The 20,885-nt window shown below is 57.9% G+C and carries 16 protein-coding genes and 1 pseudogene; 11 read left to right on the top strand and 6 right to left on the bottom strand.

Annotated features, from left to right (window positions below; translation table 11 throughout):
* Positions 1–37 precede the first annotated feature (37 nt).
* Positions 38–1,033, top strand: a complete 996-nt coding sequence (gene araD1, locus CFBP5473_RS04525) for an AraD1 family protein (protein WP_027675717.1) — start codon at positions 38–40, stop codon at positions 1,031–1,033.
* Positions 1,034–1,311: 278 nt separating this feature from the next.
* Here the strand turns inward: araD1 and CFBP5473_RS04530 are convergent, their stop codons facing one another.
* From CFBP5473_RS04530 to CFBP5473_RS04550, 5 genes are all read right to left on the bottom strand, one after another.
* Entirely contained in the window at positions 1,312–1,722 is a 411-nt protein-coding gene (locus CFBP5473_RS04530) for a VOC family protein (protein WP_027675716.1), read from the bottom strand.
* A 178-nt stretch (positions 1,723–1,900) separates the two neighbouring features.
* Positions 1,901–2,500, bottom strand: coding sequence for a class I SAM-dependent methyltransferase (locus CFBP5473_RS04535; RefSeq protein ID WP_027675715.1), 600 nt, complete (start codon positions 2,498–2,500; stop codon positions 1,901–1,903).
* Positions 2,501–2,509: 9 nt separating this feature from the next.
* Positions 2,510–3,331: a transglutaminase family protein gene (locus tag CFBP5473_RS04540; protein WP_027675714.1), complete on the bottom strand. Its 822-nt coding sequence runs from the start codon at positions 3,329–3,331 to the stop codon at positions 2,510–2,512.
* 27 nt (positions 3,332–3,358) lie between these two features.
* Entirely contained in the window at positions 3,359–4,300 is a 942-nt protein-coding gene (locus CFBP5473_RS04545; protein WP_027675713.1) for an alpha-E domain-containing protein, read from the bottom strand.
* 3 nt (positions 4,301–4,303) lie between these two features.
* Positions 4,304–5,698, bottom strand: coding sequence for a circularly permuted type 2 ATP-grasp protein (locus CFBP5473_RS04550; protein WP_027675712.1), 1,395 nt, complete (start codon positions 5,696–5,698; stop codon positions 4,304–4,306).
* 466 nt (positions 5,699–6,164) lie between these two features.
* On the opposite strand from CFBP5473_RS04550, the gene CFBP5473_RS04555 reads away from it, so the two are divergent.
* The 3 genes from CFBP5473_RS04555 to CFBP5473_RS04565 all read left to right on the top strand — a co-directional run bounded on the left by CFBP5473_RS04555 (position 6,165) and on the right by CFBP5473_RS04565 (position 8,466).
* Positions 6,165–6,785: a L,D-transpeptidase gene (locus tag CFBP5473_RS04555; RefSeq protein ID WP_027675711.1), complete on the top strand. Its 621-nt coding sequence runs from the start codon at positions 6,165–6,167 to the stop codon at positions 6,783–6,785.
* Positions 6,786–7,046: 261 nt separating this feature from the next.
* Positions 7,047–7,844, top strand: coding sequence for a class II glutamine amidotransferase (locus CFBP5473_RS04560; protein WP_027675710.1), 798 nt, complete (start codon positions 7,047–7,049; stop codon positions 7,842–7,844).
* Between the two features lie 238 nt (positions 7,845–8,082).
* Entirely contained in the window at positions 8,083–8,466 is a 384-nt protein-coding gene (locus CFBP5473_RS04565) for a DoxX family protein (protein WP_027675709.1), read from the top strand.
* A 46-nt stretch (positions 8,467–8,512) separates the two neighbouring features.
* On the opposite strand, the gene CFBP5473_RS04570 is transcribed toward CFBP5473_RS04565, so the two are convergent.
* Positions 8,513–11,398: a response regulator gene (locus CFBP5473_RS04570; RefSeq protein ID WP_027675708.1), complete on the bottom strand. Its 2,886-nt coding sequence runs from the start codon at positions 11,396–11,398 to the stop codon at positions 8,513–8,515.
* Positions 11,399–11,826: 428 nt separating this feature from the next.
* Here CFBP5473_RS04570 and CFBP5473_RS04575 point away from each other — a divergent pair, with 428 nt between their 5' ends.
* The 7 genes and pseudogenes from CFBP5473_RS04575 (at position 11,827) to CFBP5473_RS04605 (ending at position 20,863) form a co-directional block, all read left to right on the top strand.
* The gene (locus tag CFBP5473_RS04575) at positions 11,827–13,395 is read left to right on the top strand and encodes a DEAD/DEAH box helicase (RefSeq protein ID WP_027675707.1); all 1,569 of its coding nucleotides are present in this window, start codon (positions 11,827–11,829) and stop codon (positions 13,393–13,395) included.
* Positions 13,396–14,678: 1,283 nt separating this feature from the next.
* Positions 14,679–14,930: a hypothetical protein gene (locus tag CFBP5473_RS04585; protein WP_136954317.1), complete on the top strand. Its 252-nt coding sequence runs from the start codon at positions 14,679–14,681 to the stop codon at positions 14,928–14,930.
* A gap of 369 nt (positions 14,931–15,299) precedes the next feature.
* A complete protein-coding gene (locus CFBP5473_RS04590) occupies positions 15,300–16,043 on the top strand; it encodes a DUF930 domain-containing protein (protein ID WP_051441297.1) in 744 nt (247 codons plus the stop codon).
* A gap of 102 nt (positions 16,044–16,145) precedes the next feature.
* Positions 16,146–17,333 carry a benzoate/H(+) symporter BenE family transporter gene (locus CFBP5473_RS04595; protein ID WP_027675706.1) on the top strand — a complete coding sequence of 396 codons (1,188 nt, stop codon included), beginning with the start codon at positions 16,146–16,148 and terminating at the stop codon, positions 17,331–17,333.
* 1 nt (position 17,334) lies between these two features.
* Positions 17,335–17,487: a hypothetical protein gene (locus CFBP5473_RS24995; protein ID WP_157835802.1), complete on the top strand. Its 153-nt coding sequence runs from the start codon at positions 17,335–17,337 to the stop codon at positions 17,485–17,487.
* Positions 17,488–17,791: 304 nt separating this feature from the next.
* Positions 17,792–19,498 carry a 2-isopropylmalate synthase gene (gene leuA / locus CFBP5473_RS04600; protein ID WP_027675705.1) on the top strand — a complete coding sequence of 569 codons (1,707 nt, stop codon included), beginning with the start codon at positions 17,792–17,794 and terminating at the stop codon, positions 19,496–19,498.
* Between the two features lie 166 nt (positions 19,499–19,664).
* A pseudogene (locus CFBP5473_RS04605) lies at positions 19,665–20,863 on the top strand (IS481 family transposase).
* The last annotated feature ends 22 nt before the right edge of the window (positions 20,864–20,885 follow it).

Below are 20,885 nucleotides of genomic sequence, written 5' to 3' on the forward strand. Positions count from 1 at the left end.
AGATGGGGACGTTTCGAGCGTCCAGGAAGGAACAATCGTGCTGATTTCTCAAATCAAGGATGCGAGTGGCAAGATCATCGTTGCTGTTCGCGAAGACGGCGGCGAAGCGCGCGCGGTCAACAATGCTGAATCCGTCTATGCGCTGGCCATGGAAGCTGCCAATGGCGGCAAGTCTCTGGCGGATGTCGTCGTCGCTCACGGCTATGGCGATGCGGTCGATCTGGAAAAGGCGTACTCGGAAGGTCGCTTCCTGCCCCCGATTACGCATCCGGACCCTGCGCATCTGCACCTGACCGGAACGGGCCTGACGCATCTCGGTTCTGCGGCCACGCGCGACAGCATGCACAAGAAGACCTCCGAAACATCGGAAGAGAGCCTGACGGACTCGATGAAGATGTTCAAGATGGGTCTGGAGAACGGTAAGCCGCAGGCTGGCGAAAAGGGCGTGCAGCCTGAGTGGTTCTACAAGGGCAACGGCCATGTCGCCGCAGCACCCGGGGCGCCGCTCATCTCACCGTCCTTCGCGCTGGATGGCGGCGAAGAGCCGGAAATGGCGGGCATCTACGTGATCTCCGACAAGGGCGAAGCCGTTCGCGTCGGTTTTGCGGTGTCCAACGAGTTCTCCGACCACGTTACCGAGCGGATCAACTATCTCTACCTCGCCCATTCCAAGCTGCGCCCTGCAAGCTTCGGCCCGGAAATCCGCGTCGGCGCACCACCATCCGATATCCGCGGCACGTCGCGCATCCTGCGTGATGGAAAGGTGATTTTCGAAAAGCCGTTCCTGTCGGGTGAAGACAACATGTCCCACACCTTCGCGAACCTCGAATACCACCACTTCAAATACGGCCTGTTCCGCGTGCCGGGCGAAGTGCATGTGCACATGTTCGGCACGGCAACGCTCTCCTTTGCCGATGGCATCAAGCCGGAAGCAGGCGACGTCTTCGAAATCGAAGCCGCCGGTTTCGGCCTGCCGCTGAAGAACCCGCTGAAGGTTGCCGAAGAAGAGACGATTTCGGTTCGTCAGATTTGATTGCCATTTAGCGCGTATTTTTGAAAGCCCCGCTGGCAACGGCGGGGCTTTTGCGTCACGGCGACCTCAAGGTTTACTTGAGTTTCAGGCTTTTCCTCTTCCCTCATTCCTGTGCTTGTCACAAGAATCCAGCCAGCCCAAGTCGTTGGGCTGAAAAGACTCATCCCGCCGCGCAGACGCGCGTCGGCTGGATTCCTGTCACGAGGACAGAAATGAGGAGAGGGAAGCGGCAGCATTTAAAAAGCATCGTGTCGTATACTATGTGAACGAGAAACCCTCTAATCCCTACTCCAAAGCTTCGTCTCACCAACCTCTACCGAATTCCCCGCCGGGTCCCTCACATACACAGAGGAGCTGTCGTTCCCCCAGCGCTGGTAATGCTCGATCTCGATGCCCTGGGCGATGAAGCGGTCGCGCCAGGCATCCACTTCCTCCCTGCTTTCGGCGCGGAAGCAGAAATGCCCGGCCCCTGTCGTGCCATGGCGAGGGATAGGGTTGTCGGGGTCCGGTATGCGGGATGTTTCGGGGTTGAAGATGAGTAGCATCTGTTGGCCGCAACGGAAGAAAACGAATTTCTCGAGCAAGACGCTCACCACTTCGAGGCCGAAAATCTCCGCGTAGAAACGCTCCGCAGCCTCCAGATCGCGCGCGTAAATCACTGTTTCCAATATGCCCTGTGGCGTTTTCATCAAAATCTCCTTCACCGAAACAGCATTGCGATGTGAAGAGTAGCCGATGAACAGGAGGGGCGCGACGTTTGTGTTACAGCATGTCGCGTTTAATTGTCTTCAATTAAACGATAACGTACATGCGAGAAAATAAGAATCTAAAGCGTGTCGCGGTAAATCCTATTCACCGCGACACGCTTTAGAGTTTTACCGCAGTGACATGCAGCCAATCCGTCGGCTTGTTGTCATAGCCGCTGCCCTTGTTCGAAGTGTCTATCGTCAGCGATGCCCATGGAAGCTGCTGATAGACGTCGGAAAGCCAGCCTTTTGAGGGATAGTTGTAGAAGCGGTCGAAATCATCGCGACCTTCGGCTTCGCCTGCCTTGTAGCTGGCATAGAAGACGCCATTGCTTTTCAGCGCGTTGTAAATGCGCTCGATGATGGAGGGAAGGCTGGATCTCGGCACATGCAGCAGGCATGCATTGGCCCAGACGCCATCATAGATATTCCGCTCATCAATATCTTCGAACAGCAGCGTTTTCACCGGAATGCCAAGACGGGCCGATGCGGAGCGGGCCATTTCCGGCGTGCCATCCGTCGGGCGAGCGTCGAAGCCCAGCGCAAGCATGGCTTCGCTATCCTGCCCGGCACCGCAGCCCAGTTCGAGGATGATGCCACCCGCAGGTAACGCGGCGAGGAAAGTCTGCAGCCGGGAGGAGGCTCCCTTGCCTCTGGCGGTATAGGCGACAGTTTCTCTGGCATAAAATTCGATCGTGTCGTCGTCTCGGGCTTGGGTCATCAACACAACTCAACTTTGCGACTGGCTTTGGCTCTGCGTCTGCTGCACCGTCACGGAAACGGTCAGGCTTTCGCCGGAAAGACCGACGCGCATGCCGGAGACGGGGGCGCAATCGCGGTAGCACAGGCCGTTTGCGATACGCACATAGCGTTCATCCGGGCAGATCTTGTTTGCCGCATCGAAGCCAACCCAGCCGAGACCCGGAATATGCGCTTCGCCCCAGGCGTGGGTCGCCACCTGTTCGGCCACATCCTCCATCATCAGATAGCCGGAGACGTAGCGTGCAGGAAAGCCGAGCAGACGCGCGGCGGAAAGGAAGATGTGGGCGTGGTCCTGGCACACGCCTCTTCCAGCTTCCAGCGCCTGTTCCGCCGTCGTTTCGGTGTCCGTGGTTCCGGGTTGATATTCCACTTCCAGATGTATCAGCGCCATCAACTCATGCAGGCGCTCGAGCTCGGTGCTGCCTGAACTCTGGCGTGCCAGTTCGCGAACCAGCTTTCCCGGTTTCGTCAGCGGCGTGTCGCGCAGGTAGAGCCAGAGCGGTGCGTTGCCCAGATGCGGGCCGAACACGCCCGCCTTGTCTTCCGTTTCCACCTCGCCACCCGCCACCACTTTCACGGCATGGCGTGGACCTTCGGTTTCGACAAGCTCGACACGGTTGCCGAAATGATCGTCGTAACGCACCTCCACCGTCGCGCCTTCCACGGCCACGTCCCAGTTCAGCACCCGTTGCGTCGGGCCGCTGGCAGGTGTCAGCCGCAGGCGCTGAAGCGAATATGGCACCGGTTCTTCATAGAGATATTCGGTTGTGTGATTGATCTTCAGACGCATAAGCCCTGTATCCCCGTGTCTTCCCGCTTACTGGTAAAAGCGGTAGCCTTCCGTGATTTCCTGCCCCAACTGGCCATTCTTGTGAACGAAGACCTCCAGAAACTCGTGCAGGCCCTGATCCATCACGCGGTTTATGGTGGTTTTGTTCAACGTGGACAAAATGGCTTCGGATGTCTCATGCGCCTGATGGCGCTCGCCGTAATCCTTGGCCAGATAGCCGAGATTGCTGACGATCTTTTCGTAGCAATAGGCAAGCGAACGCGGCATGCGCCCATTGAGAATGAGGAAGTCGGCAATATTGGCGGGCTTGTATTCCGCATCGTAAACCCAGCCATAGGAGCGGTGGGCCGAAACGGAACGCAGAATGGATTCCCACTGCGCATTATCCAGCGAAGAGCCGACCTTTGCCGCCGCTGGCAGCAGCACGTAATATTTTACGTCCAGAATGCGCGCCGTGTTGTCCGCCCGCTCGATGAAGGTGCCGATGCGGGAGAAATTATAGAGATCGTTGCGCAGCATGGAGCCGTGAAACGCACCGCGCACCAGCCCCGCCCGATGCTTGATGACATCGATGACCTGCGGCAGTTCCGCTGGCTTCAGCCGGCGCCCGAGTAGACCTTTCAGCTCGATCCAGAATTCGTTCGTGGCTTCCCATGTTTCGCGCGTCAGCGCGGTTCGCACCATGCGGGCATTGTTGCGGCCCGCGTCGATGCAGGACATGACGCTTGACGGGTTTGTCTTGTCCCGCAGCAGGTAATCGATGGCATCGGCGGATGTCACCTTCTCATTGCCTTGCAGAAACGCCTCGCGAACGCCCGCACTTTGCAGAACGCCGTCCCAATCCTCATCCGTGCTGCCGCTGCGCGTCAGCGAAACGCGAAGTCCGGCATCGATCAGGCGAGCGATGTTTTCAGCGCGCTCGATGTACCGGAACATCCAGTAGAGCCCGTTTGCAGTTCTTCCCAGCATGGCTCAGTCCTCCAGTACCCACGTATCCTTGGTGCCGCCGCCCTGGCTGGAATTGACCACGAGCGAGCCCTGCTTGAGGGCAACTCGGGTCAAGCCGCCGGGAATGATCTTCACCTTGTCGGAGACGAGAACATAGGGGCGAAGATCCACGTGGCGCGGAGCAATGCCCTTTTTCACCATGATCGGCACTGTCGAAAGCGAAAGCGTTGGCTGGGCAATGTAATTGCCGGGGCGCGCCCGCAGCTTTTCGGCAAAAAGCGTGCGCTCCTTCTTGGTTGCCGTGGGGCCAACCAGCATGCCATAGCCGCCGGAGCCGTGAACTTCCTTCACCACCAGATCGGCCAGGTTATCGAGCACATATTTCAGGCTGTCCGGTTCGGAACAGCGCCATGTCGGCACGTTTTCCAGAAGCGGCTTGCGGCCCGTGTAGAACTCAACGATTTCCGGCATATAGGAATAGATGGCCTTGTCATCGGAAATGCCGGTGCCCGGTGCATTGGCAATGGTGATGTTGCCTGCGCGATAGACATCCATGATGCCGGGCACGCCGAGTGCGGAATCCGGGCGGAAGGTGAGGGGGTCGAGGAAGTCGTCATCGACACGGCGGTAAAGCACGTCGATGGCCTCGTAACCCTGCGTCGTGCGCATCTTCACCTTGCCGTCCATCACGCGCAGGTCGGAGCCTTCCACCAGTTCCACGCCCATCATATCGGCAAGGAAGGAGTGTTCGTAATAGGCGGAATTATAGATGCCGGGGGTGAGGACAGCCACGCGCGGCTTGCCCTTGCAGCCGGGAGGTGCCAGCGAAGCCAGCGACTGGCGCAGCAGATAAGGATAATCCTCGACGCGCTGCACCTTGTTCTCGTGGAAAAGCTCCGGGAACATCTGCATCATGGTTTCGCGGTTTTCCAGCATGTAGCTGACACCGGAAGGCGTGCGGGCATTGTCTTCCAGAACGTAGAACTGGTCCTCGCCGGTGCGAACGATATCCGTTCCGACAATGTGCGTGTACACGCCGCCGGGTGGCCGGAAACCGATCATCTGCGGCAGGAAGGCCTCGTTCTTCTCGATCAACTCACGCGGAATGCGGCCAGCGCGGATGATTTCCTGCTTGTGGTAGATGTCATCCAGAAAGGCGTTGAGGGCAATGACGCGCTGCTCGATGCCTTGCGCAAGCTTGCGCCATTCTCTGCCGGAAATGATGCGGGGAATGATGTCGAATGGGATGAGTTTTTCGGCGCTGTCTGCGTGGCCGTACACGGCAAAGGTGATGCCGGTTTTTCGGAAGATGTTTTCCGCGTCCTTGGACTTCTGGATCAGGTGCGCCCTGTCCTGTCGGCTGTACCAATCGTTGTAGTTTTCGTATGGGCTTCGCGGCGTCGAGTCCGCATTTATCATTTCGTCAAATGCCAACTTTGGGTTCCCCTTTTTTCACATTTGAATACAACGCCAGTGCCAATGCAAGCCGCATGCGTGGTTCACGATCCAGATTTTTTGATTGGTTCGGTTTCCCGCAAACCGACTGAAATTAAAGCAGTCTTTTCCCCTCCGCTCTAAAATGCGGCAGGAGGGCAAAGGTTTCACCTGCAAGTCATGGATGATGAAGGATTTTTTTGCGCGTTACCTGCTCTTCTGCTTAAAGTTTCAGCGACGGGGCCTGAATTTCACGGTCTGCTAAAATCAGAAATTCTCAATCTTCCGTTGGCCGGGCGTGAAACGTTCAAATCCGGTCCGCGGGGAAATGGCGGGTCACTCAACTTTAAGGCCGCTCTCGTCTTAACCTTTGGCCTCTGCAATTAGAGGTTTGTTAACCATAAAATTATACCCCTTGTTAAATCGAAAGATTCGTGAGGCAGGGGGTAATATGTCGATTTCGCGTCGTGGTGTCCTGTTCGGATTGCCGCTGTTACTGGCTGGGTGCGCGAGCACGAACTTTGCCGGTCGGCCACAGAATTATGCGGCTTTGCCGGATGAAAGATTTCCGATGCCGGCCATGTCGCTTGAGAAGATCAAGCCGGAGCTGCGCCGTCAGGAAGTCGCCTATGAGACGACCCATCCCGCAGGCACGGTTGTCGTGGATACGCCCGCGCGCCGCCTCTATTACGTTCTGGGCAATGGACGCGCCGTTCGCTATGGCGTCGGCGTCGGTCGTCAGGGTCTGGCTTTGAAGGGCAATGCCTATATCGGTCGCAAGGCCGAGTGGCCAAGCTGGACGCCGACCCCGAACATGATCCGCCGCGAGCCGGAACGGAACCTGAAATACGCGGGCGGCATGCCAGGCGGTCTCAACAATCCGCTGGGTGCCCGCGCGCTTTATCTTTACCGCAATGGCAACGACACGATGTTCCGTCTGCACGGCACCAACCAGCCGCAGTCCATCGGACACGCCATGTCCAGCGGCTGCATCCGCATGCTCAACCATGACATCATCGATCTCTATCAGCGCGTTCCCGTCGGCGCGCGGGTCATCGTTCTGCAGTCCTGATCGATCAAATAAACGCCTTGATCGGGCGTCAAGAGCGTCTTCTTAGAGTTTGTTTGGAAACTCGGCGGCGGAGAGCCGGAGAATGATTTTTGTGTCCTGCAAGGAGAAGATCGTAAGCGATATCCTTTGATATCGGCAAGATTTTTGACGCAGCAGGGCGCGAAAAGCATCACCGGATCGACCCGTCCGAGTTTTTAAACAGGCTCTTAATAAGAAGGCGCTCTAATACACGCGCTTGAAACCTCAATCGAAGGTATTCGCATGTGCCGTTTTCTGGCCTATTCCGGCTCTCCTGTCTGGCTCGATTCGCTGTTGATCGAGCCGGAAAGCTCGCTGATCAGCCAATCGCTCGCCGCCCGTGAGGCAAAGACGGTGGTCAATGGTGATGGTTGCGGCATTGGCTGGTATGGCGAGCGCGGCGAACCGGGCATTTATCGCGGCATTCTGCCCGCCTGGTCGGACAAGAACCTCACATCGCTCTGCCACCAGATCCGGGCAGGCATGTTTCTGGCCCATGTTCGTTCCGCCACCACCGGCGGCGTTTCCATGGCCAATTGCCATCCATTCGGTTTCGGGCGGCATCTCTTCATGCATAACGGCCAGATCGGCGGTTACGAGAAGGTCAAGCGCGCCATCGAGGCGCATATTTCCGACGATGTCTATTGCTCGCGCGCCGGAAACGGTGACAGCGAAGCGATCTTCCTGATTGCCGCCGGTCTCGGTCTCGACAAGGATCCGGTGAGTGCCCTGGCGCGCACGCTTGAGATTTGCATGGATGTAGTGCTTCGCGCCGGTCTGGATCAGCCGATCCGCTTCAGCGCCATCCATGCTGATGGCAACACGCTGCATGCTTTCCGCTGGTCCAGCGACGCGCGCCCGCCCACGCTCTATTGGCGCAATATGGGGGAGGGGATTGCCATTGCCTCCGAGCCTTTCGGCACAGGCGGTGAGAAATGGGATATCGTTCCCGCCAACACGGTTGCAACAATCGTCGATGGCTCCATCAGCTTCAAGCCTTTTGCGCCCGCCTATCAGGGCGAAGTTCTGATGACGGCCTGAAAAGCACTTCGGCTGGTTGTCGGCGTGAAAATAATTCTCGCCCAAGTGCCTGAAGAAGAGTATTCTTCCGGTTGCGTTGATGCAGTTTCGCCGCATAATCCATTGCTTTTTCAACCCTGTAGAGAATTGATGATTTCTTTATTAGGTTTCTGCGTTTCGTTGCCGGGAATGTGATTTTCGATCCGCCAATTTGCTGATTATCGACGCTCAAGCAAACTTCAACCAGGGCCAACGACTCATGTCGCTATTTGATAAACTGTCTCGCTACCAGCCTTATGCTCTTGCAGCACTCCGCATCATTGCCGCTCTTCTTTTCATCGAGCATGGCACGCAGAAGCTGTTCGGCTTTCCTGCTTCGCAGATGGAAGGTTCTCTTCCGACGCTGCTTCTCGTTGCAGCTCTTCTCGAGCTCGTCGGCGGCATTCTCGTTCTCGTCGGCCTCTTCACCCGCCCTGCGGCTTTCCTCCTGTCCGGTCAGATGGCGGTTGCCTATTTCATGGCGCATGCCCCGAAGAGCGTTTTCCCCGTTTTGAACGGTGGCGATGCGGCAATCCTGTTTTGCTTCGTCTTCCTGTTCCTGGTCACATCCGGCCCAGGCGCATTCTCGGTCGATAAGCGCTGATCGACGTATAAGAGACAAGCCGGAGCGCATGGCGTTCCGGCTTTTTTCAATTGGGAAGAGCTTCCAACTGCCGCTTCGAAAGCCAGCCCGCAATCTTGGCCTGCAGCAATTCAGGGCTTATCGGCTTGGATATGTAATCATCCATTCCTGCCGCAAGACATAGATCCCGATCCATCTCCAGCGCATGCGCCGTAACACCGATGATCGGCACCCGAGCGCCATCATCCCCGGCACTTTCCTCGATCTCGCGAATGGCTCGCGTTGCCTGATGGCCATTCATCACCGGCATGGACACATCCATCAGAATGAGCGAAGGCTGTTCGTTCCGCCAGGCTTCGACCGCCTTCTTGCCGTTTTCGACGATACGAAAACGCAGGCCGGATTGCTGGAGGATCTGGGTGAAAACGATCTGGTTCACGTCATTGTCTTCTGCCACCAGAACATCCAGTTGCGATGCTGTTCCGGGAATGGATTTCTGCGGTGGGGCAGTTTCACGGTAGGGAGTAGGTGACGCAGGCGTTGCTGATTTGGGCGCACTCACCGTGCCCATCATGTCCCCCGACCGGCGAATCCGTGCGCTGCGAACCACATCATTGAGCGTCTTGCGCAGCAGCCGTGCCCGCACCGGTTTCATCAAATGCGCCTCGATCTTCGTATCGGCAGCATCCTCATCTCCGGCATCGAGAGAGGTCAGCATGATGATGGGTATGTCGGAGAGCCTCGGGTTGCCGCGCATCTTGCGCGCCACTTCGAAGCCGTGCATTCCCGGCATGTGATAATCGAGGATCACCGCATCCGTTTGCATTCCGAGTGCCGCCGCCTCTTCCAGAATTGCAAGGCCGATGGCGCCGCTTTCGGCGGCGCAGCAGTCGATGTTCCAGCTGCCCAGTTGTTCGGTCAGAATGTCGCGATTGACCGCATTGTCGTCTATGATCAGCACGCTCGGCCTGTGCGTATCCATCGGCAGATACACTGCCTCGGCGCGCTTTGCCACGATGGGAAGCGGCAGGGTGATCGAAAAGGTCGAGCCTTTTGAAACTTCGCTCTGAATATCGATCTTGCCACCGAAGAGACCGACCAGCCCGACGGTAATGGCAAGGCCAAGCCCCGTTCCCTCATGACGCCGCGTGGATGAGCTATCCACCTGACTGAACTTCTCGAAAATCGTGTCCAGCTTGTCTTTGGCAATACCGACGCCGGTATCTTCCACGACGAGTTTCAGCAGCAATTCCGATTGATCGGTCGCTTCCGCGCCAAGCCTGATCAGCACATGGCCCGTCTCGGTGAACTTGATGGCGTTTCCGACGAGATTGGTCACGATCTGGCGAAAACGCGCCGCATCTCCATCGACGGTGTGCTGTACCGATGCATCGATATTGACCAGCAGTTCGATGTTCTTTTCCTGCGCCTGAGCCGCGAGAAGCGAAGCCACATCCTCGATGGCTTCGACAGGATCGAACGGCGCGCTGCGCAGCGACATCTGGCCTGCATCCATCTTGGAGAAGTCCAGAATGTCGTTGATGATGGTCAGCAGTGCATTGCCGGATTTAACGATGACGTCGGTAAACGTCTTCTGCCGCGTATCCAGCCGAGATTTGGACAGCAGTTCCGCCATGCCGAGAATGCCGTTCATCGGCGTGCGGATTTCATGGCTCATATTGGCGAGAAATTCGGATTTCGCGCGATCTGCGGCCTCGGCCCTTGCAAGCAAACCTTCCAGCTCCGCCTCACGCATCTTCATGTCCGTTACGTCGGTGACGATAACGAGCCAATATTTACCGGCGCTGATCGTGGTTTCCAGATTGAGCCACCTGCGACCATCGACATGGATCAGCGATGAAAAAGGTTCGCCATTGGCGACGCTTTCCTGCCAGTAGGCAAGAGTGTCCGCTGTCTCGGCCTCGCTACCGAAATCGCCGCGCGCCGCGCAGATGTCGAAGAAAGGAAGCCAGCTTTCCCCAGGTGCCAGCGAGGCGGCGGGAACATCGAACATGCGGGTGATCGCTTCATTGGAAAGAATGATCTTTCCGTCTTTTACAAGCGCCAACCCCTGCGCCATGGCTGTCGTCGCATCGCGCATATATTCGCCAAGGCGCTGAACTTCCTCTTGCGCCTCGGCAATTTCGCGCTCGCGGGCGCGGACTGCGGTTCTGTCGGAAAAGGTGATCAGAATGCGCCCGCCCGCGATCCGCGTTTTCGACAGCAGGGTGCATTTGCCGCTCTTGCTTTCCACCTCCCGCGAGGTGCGGCCCTCTATCGACTTTAGCTTGGCGAGACGATCCTGATACATCTCCTCGAAGGTGATGGAGCCGAGATCGTAGAGACCGCTTTCATATCCAAGCTGGAGATAATCGCGATAGGGCTTGCCCGCCAGATCCGGCTGTTCCGGAAGCTCCCAGAGGTCGTAAAAGCATTGATTGGCATATTCAATCGTCAGGTCCGGGCTCAGCAGCATGACGCCAACGGGCAGGGATTGAAGAACATGGAGCGTGCCATCCGGCAGACTCGCGCCTTCGCCCGCCATAGCCTGTGGCCCGGATGGCTCGGCAATCGAGGATGCTTCGCCACTTGGCTCGAAGCGCGGCATCGTTTCGAAGACTTCGTAGAGGTAGATCTGCCCTTCTTCGTCGATGAAGCGTTCGCAACGAATGGCGTGGCTCTCGGCCAGAAGACTGCTTTTGCAAGTGGCAATTTCATCGGTGGCGAAAACGAGACAGCGGCGTTCCTTGTCTTCCCGGTCCACATCCTCGGCCTTGTTGAAGATCACGCGGCTGGTGCGCCCAGGCATGTCCTTTGCGCTTTTGCCTGCGAAGCGCGCATAGGCATCATTGACGCAGACGTAACGCAACTGGCTGTCTTTGACGCAGGCGGGCAAATCCAGCGAGAGCACACCCTCGCAAGCTTTTTCCAGCAAACCGCCTTCGTTACTCAAACCGCGCTCCAAAGCTTCAAGGTAATATACGTGGAATCAATGCCTTTATATTGTTGCTAGGCTAAGAGAGAAGATGATGAAAAACCATGGGTCGGGGTGGCTTTTCACGCTTTTTTAACTATGAAAATGCACGGGCTAAGGTGCCAAATCCAAAGATTTGCTTGACTTTCCGTCATAAAGCGACCACATGCCACTCCAAGCTTTCACCTTCGACAGCCGCGTGAGCTGTAGCGTCCACTGAAAATATACGCACGCATGAAGGAAAAGCGCATTTGATACGGAGCTTGGCGCGGGTCGCCAGCTCTTGAGCGCAGAAAGTCATTTCAACCTACAAGTTCCCAATTCACGCGGGGTTCTTGACGCCAGAACAACCGGGCAGCATGGCTGAACCGGGTAGAAGCGTTTTGGCGCCCCGAAAGGCGATATAATTGACCAGTTTTAACGAACTCGGCCTCTCCGAAAAGCTCGTGGCTGCTGTTACGGCTCTTGGATATACAACTCCTACTCCCATTCAACAAAAAGCCATTCCATTTCTGCTGGAAGGCCGCGATGTCATCGGCCTTGCACAGACAGGCACCGGCAAGACTGCCGCTTTCGGCCTGCCGATCATCGAAATGCTGATGAAGCACGGCGAGCGTCCGGCAAACCGCACGACGCGCTGCCTCATCCTTGCGCCCACGCGCGAGCTGGTAAACCAGATCGGCGAGAGCCTGCGCGCCTTCGTTCGCAAGACGCCTCTGCGCATCAACCAGGTCGTTGGTGGCGCATCCATCAACAAGCAGCAGCTTCAGCTGGAAAAGGGCCCGGATATTCTGGTGGCCACCCCCGGTCGTCTGCTGGACCTGATTGCCCGTAACGCGATTTCGCTCTCCAAGGTCACGCATCTCGTGCTTGATGAAGCCGACCAGATGCTGGATCTCGGCTTCATTCACGATCTGCGCAAGATTTCCAAGATGGTGCCTGCAAAGCGCCAGACGCTGCTTTTCTCGGCCACCATGCCGAAGGCGATTTCCGAGCTCGCGCACAGCTACCTGACCGAGCCTGCCAAGGTCGAAGTCACGCCTCCGGGCAAGGCTGCCGATAAGGTGGAGCAGTATGTTCACTTCGTTGGCGGCAAGAACGACAAGACGGATCTCCTGAAGAAGTCCCTGACGGAAAATCCCGATGGTCGCGCCATCGTCTTCCTGCGCACCAAGCATGGTGCCGAGAAGCTCTACAAGCATCTCGAGCATGTCGGCTTCAAGGTTTCCTCTATCCATGGCAACAAGAGCCAGGGCCAGCGCGAACGCGCCTTGAAGGGCTTCAAGGATGGTGAGATCAAGGTGCTGGTGGCAACGGACGTTGCCGCGCGCGGTATCGATATTCCCGCCGTGACGCACGTCTTCAACTACGATCTGCCGGAAGTGGCGGATGCTTATGTTCACCGTATCGGCCGTACAGCCCGCGCAGGCCGTGATGGCATCGCCATCGCATTCTGCGCCCCGGACGAAACCCGCCTGCTGCACGATATCGAAAAGCTGATGAAGATCGAAATTCCTGTCCTCTCCGGCGAGCGCCCGGAAGGCCTCGCAAGCCCGACCCGCGGCAGCGGCAATCGCGGCGGTCGTGGAAACGGCAATGGCAATGGCAATGGCGGTCGTCGTCAGGGTGGCGAGCGCGGTGAGCGCTCCCATGGCGATCGTCCGGCTCGTGGCCACAGAGAAGGTGGTCGCGAGGGCGGTCACCGTGAAGGCGGCCATCGTGAGGGCGGACGTCGCAACGGAGATTTCCGTGGCCAGCGCGCCGGTGAATTCGCTCCTGTAGAACGTGACAACGATCTCGAAGTCACGTCGGACTTCAAGCGCACCAAGGTCGACGGCGCGCCAGCCGGAAAGCCCGCCGGCAACCGCAATCATCGCGGCGGCCAGGGTCGCCCAGCCCGCAAGTCCGGCTCTTTCGCACCAGCCGGTCAAGGTCGCCCCGCCGGCAACGCCGGTCGCGGTCGCAAGCGCGGCTGATAGAGATCGATAGAATATCAGAACGCCCGGATGAAAGTCCGGGCGTTTTTGTTTTGAAAAACTGCGAGGAAAAGCTGACCCCTCACCTGAAAAATCTATGACTTAGCTTGCGCTAAGATCATGATTTTCGTCCTCTCCCACCCCTTCGACAAGCTCAGGGGGAGAGGTAACCCGAGGCACCGTTCCTATTCTCAAGAAGGCTTGAGAAAGAGCGAAACGGTGCGGCACATTTTCCTCTCCCCCTGTGGGAGAGGATAGAAAACCTCGACTTCGCAAAGCGAAGTCCTAGGTTTTCTTGGTGAGGGGTGTCCCTTTACCCCACCAACGCACACCCCACCCTCCGTCATCCTCGGGCTTGACCCACTACTGTCCGGTTTAGATTCCTTAGCGCTTTATGCAAGGCCAGAGGCTTGAGGAGAGACGGTAAATCCGCCCGCAACCGTCATCCTCGGCCTTGTGCCGAGGATCTACCAACGTCAACAAAATCAATCGGTTGCAGATCCTCGGGACAAGCCCGAGGATGACGGAGGTGGGCTTTGCGACGCTCTTCGTCCCCCCCGGCACATATCGTTCTCTCGTAGCGACGTCAAAATCGCAGAAAAACATCCAAAATAGAACGGGATCAATAGCTTAAGGCTACTCCGAAAATTTAAACCGGACAGCAGTGGGCCTGACCCGAGGATCCACGCACGTCGAAACACCCGCAACCTCGCATTTCGTTTTTGCACTCTGCACGAACTCGGACTCGCCAGTGCAACGCTGGCTGTGAATGCGGCAACGGCACTCCCCACCTCCGTCATCCCGGACTTGATCCGGGATCCAGCCAGACCAAGTCCGCGGTCTGGAAGACTCTTTTGACGCGCAGACGCGCGTCTGCTGGACCCCGGCTCAGGGCCGGGGTGACGGGTGGTGGAGCTGTTCTCGCCCCAAACTACCCACTCAGTTCAAACCGGACAGCAGTGAGACAAGCCCGAGCACGGCGAATTTTTTTAAAAAAAATCCCCAACATTTTTCCCCACCCCCAAAACCGCCCGTACACTCCCCTCATCCCGCCCTCGGATACACCGCAAGGCGTTGCGGCGAGGCGGGGTCGGTGCTGGGGGTGAAGAGGTTACGCGGCCTCTCCATTCCCAGGGTCGAGCAGCAATCCCCCCGGCGGCAACGGGAGGAGGGAAATGCCGGTTGCGGACCGGCTGGCATGACCCTCCCGATGCCCGACAGAATCAACTGTCGCCGGGTGTACCGACAGTTGATCATCCTTCTGGCCGAACGCGGCCAAAAGGATGAGAGGCGAAAGTCAGGCGGTACACAGGAAGACGCTGCATCTGCCCCGTTCACCCCGAAAAGGGGAGCGGACGGATCGCAAGGCGCTGCCTCGCCGTGACGGGCAGGTGGGGCTTGGCGAGCAACGGATCGAAGGCAAGGCGGCGCTCGCCAGATCGGGCGTCGTATCCTTCGAAGGCAGGTGTGGCCGAACTGGCAGGGCGATGGCGGGCAACCATCATCGCACCCGGATGGAAAGGGTTGGACCTTGATCAAGTCCGACCGGTTCTCCGGCAAGGTTTTTAACCCTTGCCATCCGGGTTCTGCCAGCCATGGCAAGAGGATTGCGGCTCTGCCTAAAGAGCCGAACGGGGCGCTGAGAGGTGCCACATACTAAACTACTTAACGAGGCAGCTTTCTGCGCCCCGTCCGAAATGCCATGGCCTCGTCCTCAAAGGTGAAGCGATGGAGAGAATGAGAAGTTCAAGCCACGGGCAGGTGCTGCCGCGTGAACGGCGAAGCTTGGGAAAGATTTCGGTGTTGATGCCATGAGAAAGACAAAGAGAGTTTGCATCGAAACTTTGCACAATCATCGCGCGAAATCCGCTTGCCCTCCGATGCTCGAACCGTGAAGTCTCACCATGCAGGCAACCGCACCACAGAGCTGGAATGGACTGGGGCCTTTGGGCACATCCGCTATTTTCCATCTCGCGGCGATATTCGCTCTCATCTTCCTGCATTTCACCCCGCTGAAGCCTGCCGCGCCTGAAAGCACGGTTTCCGTCGAGTTGCTGCCTGCGGATAGTTTTGACGACAAAAATACGGCTGAGCCTTCCGAAGAGCCGAAGGTCGATGCCAGAGCCGAAAACGTTACGCGGGAAGCCGATGTGGCGAAGCCGCTTTCCCCAGAAAGTCCTGCGACGAAGGACCAGACCGAGGAAGGGTCTCCAACTTCAAGCGCCCCGAAGACCGAAACCAAATCCAGCACCTTTGTTCGCGCCAGTCATTTCTATGCATCGGAGGTTTTGAAGAATTCGAAAAGCAAAGGCACCGCCAGCGATTTGCGAAAACTCAGCCCAGAGGAGCGGATGATCCAGTTGTGCAATCTGGAAGCAATGGAGCAGGTCAGCCGCTGGAAAACCCGCATCAAGGCAGACTTCCTCGTGTCCTATGCCATGGCAGATACGCGCCGTAACGGGCAGAAAATCACCGCAGATGGAGCCGCCGTCAGGAGCAAAGGCCACTGGTACAATCTCAAATATTCCTGTCAGGTCGCCGCAAGCATGGAGGCGGTCGATGCGTTTGAATTCGCGCTGGGCGATGAGATACCGGAAGCCAAGTGGGACGCGTACAGCCTGCCAGCGGGCGAGAATTTCGATGACTGATCGTTCGCGCGTACTATCAGTTGCTGGCTGCTACTTGCGGGCGTGCAGCTTTTTTGATCTGCCTTCATTGCCTTTCCGGCTTCACATCATCCGAGTCTCGCCATGCTGAAAGATTTTTCCGTTCAATCCCTTTTCATGGGCTGCCTAACCGCTTTCGTCGGTTTTGCCAGTTCCTTTGCCGTCGTTCTGCAAGGGTTGAAGGCGGTTGGTGCGACGGATTTTGAGGCGGCTTCGGGGATCATGGCGCTGTCTGTTGCCATGGGCGTTTGCGCCATCGTGCTGTCGGCGGCAACGCGCTTGCCGGTCAGCATCGCCTGGTCCACGCCCGGCGCCGCGTTGCTGGCAACGACTGGCGTCATCGACGGCGGTTTTCCGGCAGCAGTCGGCGCGTTCATTATCTGCGCGGTCTTCATCATCATTGCGGGTTTGTTCAAGCCGCTGGGCCGCGCCGTGGCCTCCATTCCGGCACCACTGGCCAATGCCATGCTATCCGGCGTCATCATCGGCCTGTGCTTTGCGCCGATCAAGGCCATCGGCTTCAACCCGGCCTTCGGCCTGCCGATCATTCTTGCCTGGATCATTGTCGGTGCCTTCAAGCGCCTGTTTGCCGTGCCCGCTGCCTTGGCTGCTTTCGTGCTGGTCATGATTTTCGGCGTCGATATTCCCGCAGGCGCACTCGATTCGTTATCTCAATCGCTCGCGCCGCCGATGGAGTGGGTAACGCCGATATTCAGCCTTCATGCCGTCGTCTCGATTGCGCTGCCGCTTTTCATCGTCACCATGGCCTCGCAGAATATTCCCGGCATCGCCGTGCTGAAAGTTCATAATTACGATCCGCAGCCCGGCTCGCTTTTTGCGACAACCGGCTTTTTCTCCCTGCTTTCCGCGCCTTTTGGCGGGCACGCGGTCAACCTTGCCGCCATCACCGCTGCCATGTGCGCGGGCGAGGATGCCCATGCCGATCCGAAGCGCCGCTATTGGGCCGCCATCATCGGCGGCGTGGGCTACATCATTTTCGGCCTGCTCGCTGGCGTCGTCACCGCCTTCGTGGCACTCGCCCCGCCGATCCTTATTCAGGCCGTAGCCGGACTTGCACTGGTGGGCGCCTTTTCCGGCTCAGCCGTGGCAGCGTTCAAAGAACCGGAAACACGCGAAGCCGCCGCCATAACCTTCCTCATCACGGCGTCAGGCCTGTCATTTGCGGGCATTTCCGGCGCATTCTGGGGACTGATCGGCGGCGGGGTGATGATGGGTCTTCAGCGGGTGGTCAGTGCTAGAAAGGAAAAGTAATTTGTCTGAAAAGTCGCGCGAAAATGGCAAGAACGACCGCGAAACGCCACAACTGATAAGAGGGGCTGAGTGGGTGGATGTTCTGAGCAGGTTTTGGAGCATTTTGGTGTCGACGCTGAAAAATGCCAACGGAAAGAAATTTGGGAACGATTGAGGGGATGACTTGCAACAGAATATTTCGCCGCTTATAAGCTTTGGCATGACCACTTGCACCGAAACCTTTTCCGGCATGAGCGCGCAGATTTCTGCGAACGCTTCGCCGTGCGGTGCACTCTCGCTTCTTAGCCTCGACCTTACACGCGGTTGCCGGGTCCAGTGAGGAGCGCCCGGCGGCCGAAAGCCCGCTGGCGCGAATGCTCCTCAACTCGAAATCTCACCTTATACTGGATTTTAGGCCCAAATAGGCCAAGCATCTGCCAGAGGCTTTTCAGCCCGCAGATGCCGCAAGGAGCAAGACTATGGACGCCAAGACCAATTTTTCCAAGGGCATGCCGGAAGCGGGCGTAAAGTACCGCCCGTACCCAACCATCAACATTCCTGACCGCACATGGCCGGGCAAGACAATCGACAAGGCACCGATCTGGTGTTCGGTCGACTTGCGTGATGGCAACCAGTCGCTGGTCAACCCCATGGGGCATGATCGCAAGGCGCGCATGTTCAAGCTGCTGCTGGACATGGGTTTCAAGGAAATCGAGATCGGTTTCCCATCCGCCTCGCAGACGGATTTCGATTTCGCCCGCTGGTGCGTGGAGCAGGGCGGAGTGCCGGAAGATGTGTCCTTGCAGGTGCTGGTTCAGTGCCGTCCGGAACTGATCACCCGCACGTTCGAGTCGCTGGAAGGCGCCAAGAACCCGATTATCCACTTCTACAATTCCACCTCCGAATTGCAGCGCCGCGTGGTGTTTGCGAAGGACGTGCCAGGCATCAAGCAGATCGCCGTCGATGCCGCCAAGATGATTACCGATATGGCGGCCAAGGCTGGCGGCGGTTATCGCTTCGAATATTCGCCGGAAAGCTTCACCGGCACGGAGCTGGAAGTGGCGCTTGAGATTTGTAATGCAGTCGTCGAGGTCGTGAAGCCGACGGCGGATAACAAGCTGATCCTGAACCTGCCTTCGACCGTTGAAATGGCGACGCCGAACATCTATGCGGACCAGATCGAGTGGATGTGCCGCAACATCGACAACCGCGAAAACGTCATCATCTCGCTGCACCCGCACAACGACCGTGGCACCGGCATTGCCGCCACGGAACTGGGCCTGATGGCGGGTGCCGACCGCGTGGAAGGCACGCTGTTTGGCAATGGTGAGCGCACCGGCAATGTGGACGTGGTGACGCTGGCGCTCAACATGTACACGCAGGGCATCGACCCGGAACTGGATTGCACCGATATCGAGCGCATCAAATCGGTCTATGAATATTCCAACGAAATGACCATTCCCGAGCGTCATCCTTACGTGGGCGAACTGGTCTACACCGCGTTTTCCGGCTCGCATCAGGATGCGATCAACAAGGGCATGAAGGCCATCAAGGTCGCCAACCACCCGGTCTGGGAAGTGCCGTATCTGCCCATCGACCCGAAGGATGTCGGCCGCTCCTACGAGGCGATCATCCGCATCAACTCGCAGTCGGGCAAGGGCGGCATCGCTTACATTCTGCAGCAGGATTACGGCATCAACCTGCCGCGCAACCTGCAGGTGGAATTCCGCGAAGACATCCAGCGCATCACCGATGAGGAAGGCGTGGAACTGCCCGCCAAGCGCATCCACGAACGCTTCATCGAGCGTTACGTGACGCAGCCGAATGCGCGCATCAAGTTCGTGGATCACCACACCTATCCGGCGGGGGATTTCAAGGGCGTGCGCGTGGTTGCCGCCGAGATTACCGACAATGGCGAGATCAAGCGCATCGAAGGCAAGGGCACCGGCCCGATCGATGGCTTCATCAACGCCCTGTCCACCTATCTCGGCATCGACCTGTCGGTGAACGACTACTCCGAACACTCCCTCCAACACGGCTCCAACGCCTCGGCCATCGCCTATGTCGAGATGGAGCATCCGGGTGGCAAGCTGTTCGGCGCAGGCGTCAACACCAATATCGTCGCGGCTTCGCTGGAGGCGATTGTGTCGGCGGCGAACAGGGTGTTGGAAGAGCGGGCGAAGTAATCAGTCGCCCTCTGATCGTCATGCTCGGGCCTGTCCCGAGCATCTGCTACTTGGAATTTTGTGCAGCGTCAGCAGATCCTCGGCACAGGTGTACAGCCTTGAGACATAGTTGACAGATGTTCGGAGACATCCCTGACAGTTTTGCTCTGTGGCAAAGGAGGTCGGGATGGCTTGGCGGGAGGTGTCTGTCGTGGATCAGCGAAGCGAATTTGTGATGCTTGCGTCGTTGGAGGGGGCCAATGTTTCGGCTTTGTCCAAGCGTTTCGGCATCAGTCGGCAGACGGGGTATCTTTGGCTGCGGCGGGCAAAGGCGGGAGAGACCGTGCAGGATCGCTCCCGTCGTCCGCATTCAAGCCCTTTTCGAACCCCCGATGATCTGGAGCGCAGTGTCGTCGATATTCGTGACGAGCACCCGGCCTGGGGTGCCCGCAAGATCGCAAGGCGAATGCGCGACCTTGGTATGGAGCCGCCTTGCGTCTCCACCGTGCATGCCGTTCTTTCCCGCCATGGCAGGATCGGGGCGCGACCGAGTGAGCGCATGGCAAACGGTCGCTTCGAGCGCGAGGCGCCCAACCTCCTCTGGCAAATGGACTTCAAAGGGCGCATCCAGATGGCCTGTGGCAACTGGTGCTATCCCCTAACCATCATCGATGACCACTCCCGCTTCGCCATTGCCATCGAAGCCTGCCCCAACGAGCAGCTGGAGACCGTTCGGGCCAGGCTGGAGGCGATCTTTCGTCGCTATGGCATGCCGATGGCCATTTACTGCGACAATGGCAATCCATGGGGTGCGGGCGTGCCCAATCAATGGACGCGGCTGCGGGTCTGGCTGTTGAAGCTTGGCATCGAATTGATCCATTCCCGGCCTTATCATCCGCAGGGTCGTGGCAAGAACGAACGGTTTCATCGTAGTCTCAAGGCGGAAGTGACGGACTTCACAACGCTCTTGGATCAGGCCCACGCCCAAAAAGCGTTCGACCGCTGGCGCCGTATCTACAATCACCATCGCCCGCACGAAGCGCTCGGCATGGCCGTGCCCGCAAGCCGCTATCGGCCTTCCTCACGTGCATTTCCCAACCAGCTTCCAGAGCCCATCTACGACAGAAGCGAGATCGTTCGCTGCGTCAGTTCGACCAAGGGCTATGTCAGCTTCAAGGGCAAGACCTGGCGGGTGCCGAACGCCTTCAGAAACGAACGCCTGGCCATCCGATCCCTCAACCGCACAGGCCTCTACGGCGTCTTCTTCGGCGCAACCCAGGTCGCAAAAATCAACCTTGAAAGCTAGGCCGCACTGTCAGGGATGTCTCCGAACATCTGTCAGGGATGTGTCCGGTCTTTACAACAGGGCCGAGGATGACGGAGTGATACTGTCAGGACCCGGTTGTTG

The sequence above is a fragment of the Agrobacterium larrymoorei genome, assembly GCF_005145045.1.
Classification (GTDB): Bacteria; Pseudomonadota; Alphaproteobacteria; order Rhizobiales; family Rhizobiaceae; genus Agrobacterium; species Agrobacterium larrymoorei.

Bases quoted from the DNA above. Each gene is read 5' to 3' on its own strand.
- CFBP5473_RS04555 (WP_027675711.1), top strand. From the start codon at position 6,165: ATGTCGATTTCGCGTCGTGGTGTCCTGTTCGGATTGCCGCTGTTACTG.
- leuA (WP_027675705.1), top strand. From the start codon at position 17,792: ATGGACGCCAAGACCAATTTTTCCAAGGGCATGCCGGAAGCGGGCGTA.
- CFBP5473_RS04530 (WP_027675716.1), bottom strand. From the start codon at position 1,722: ATGAAAACGCCACAGGGCATATTGGAAACAGTGATTTACGCGCGCGAT.
- CFBP5473_RS04595 (WP_027675706.1), top strand. From the start codon at position 16,146: ATGCTGAAAGATTTTTCCGTTCAATCCCTTTTCATGGGCTGCCTAACC.
- CFBP5473_RS04550 (WP_027675712.1), bottom strand. From the start codon at position 5,698: ATGATAAATGCGGACTCGACGCCGCGAAGCCCATACGAAAACTACAAC.
- CFBP5473_RS04565 (WP_027675709.1), top strand. From the start codon at position 8,083: ATGTCGCTATTTGATAAACTGTCTCGCTACCAGCCTTATGCTCTTGCA.
- CFBP5473_RS04560 (WP_027675710.1), top strand. From the start codon at position 7,047: ATGTGCCGTTTTCTGGCCTATTCCGGCTCTCCTGTCTGGCTCGATTCG.
- CFBP5473_RS04585 (WP_136954317.1), top strand. From the start codon at position 14,679: ATGAGAGGCGAAAGTCAGGCGGTACACAGGAAGACGCTGCATCTGCCC.
- CFBP5473_RS04545 (WP_027675713.1), bottom strand. From the start codon at position 4,300: ATGCTGGGAAGAACTGCAAACGGGCTCTACTGGATGTTCCGGTACATC.
- CFBP5473_RS04540 (WP_027675714.1), bottom strand. From the start codon at position 3,331: ATGCGTCTGAAGATCAATCACACAACCGAATATCTCTATGAAGAACCG.
- CFBP5473_RS04590 (WP_051441297.1), top strand. From the start codon at position 15,300: ATGCAGGCAACCGCACCACAGAGCTGGAATGGACTGGGGCCTTTGGGC.
- CFBP5473_RS04535 (WP_027675715.1), bottom strand. From the start codon at position 2,500: ATGACCCAAGCCCGAGACGACGACACGATCGAATTTTATGCCAGAGAA.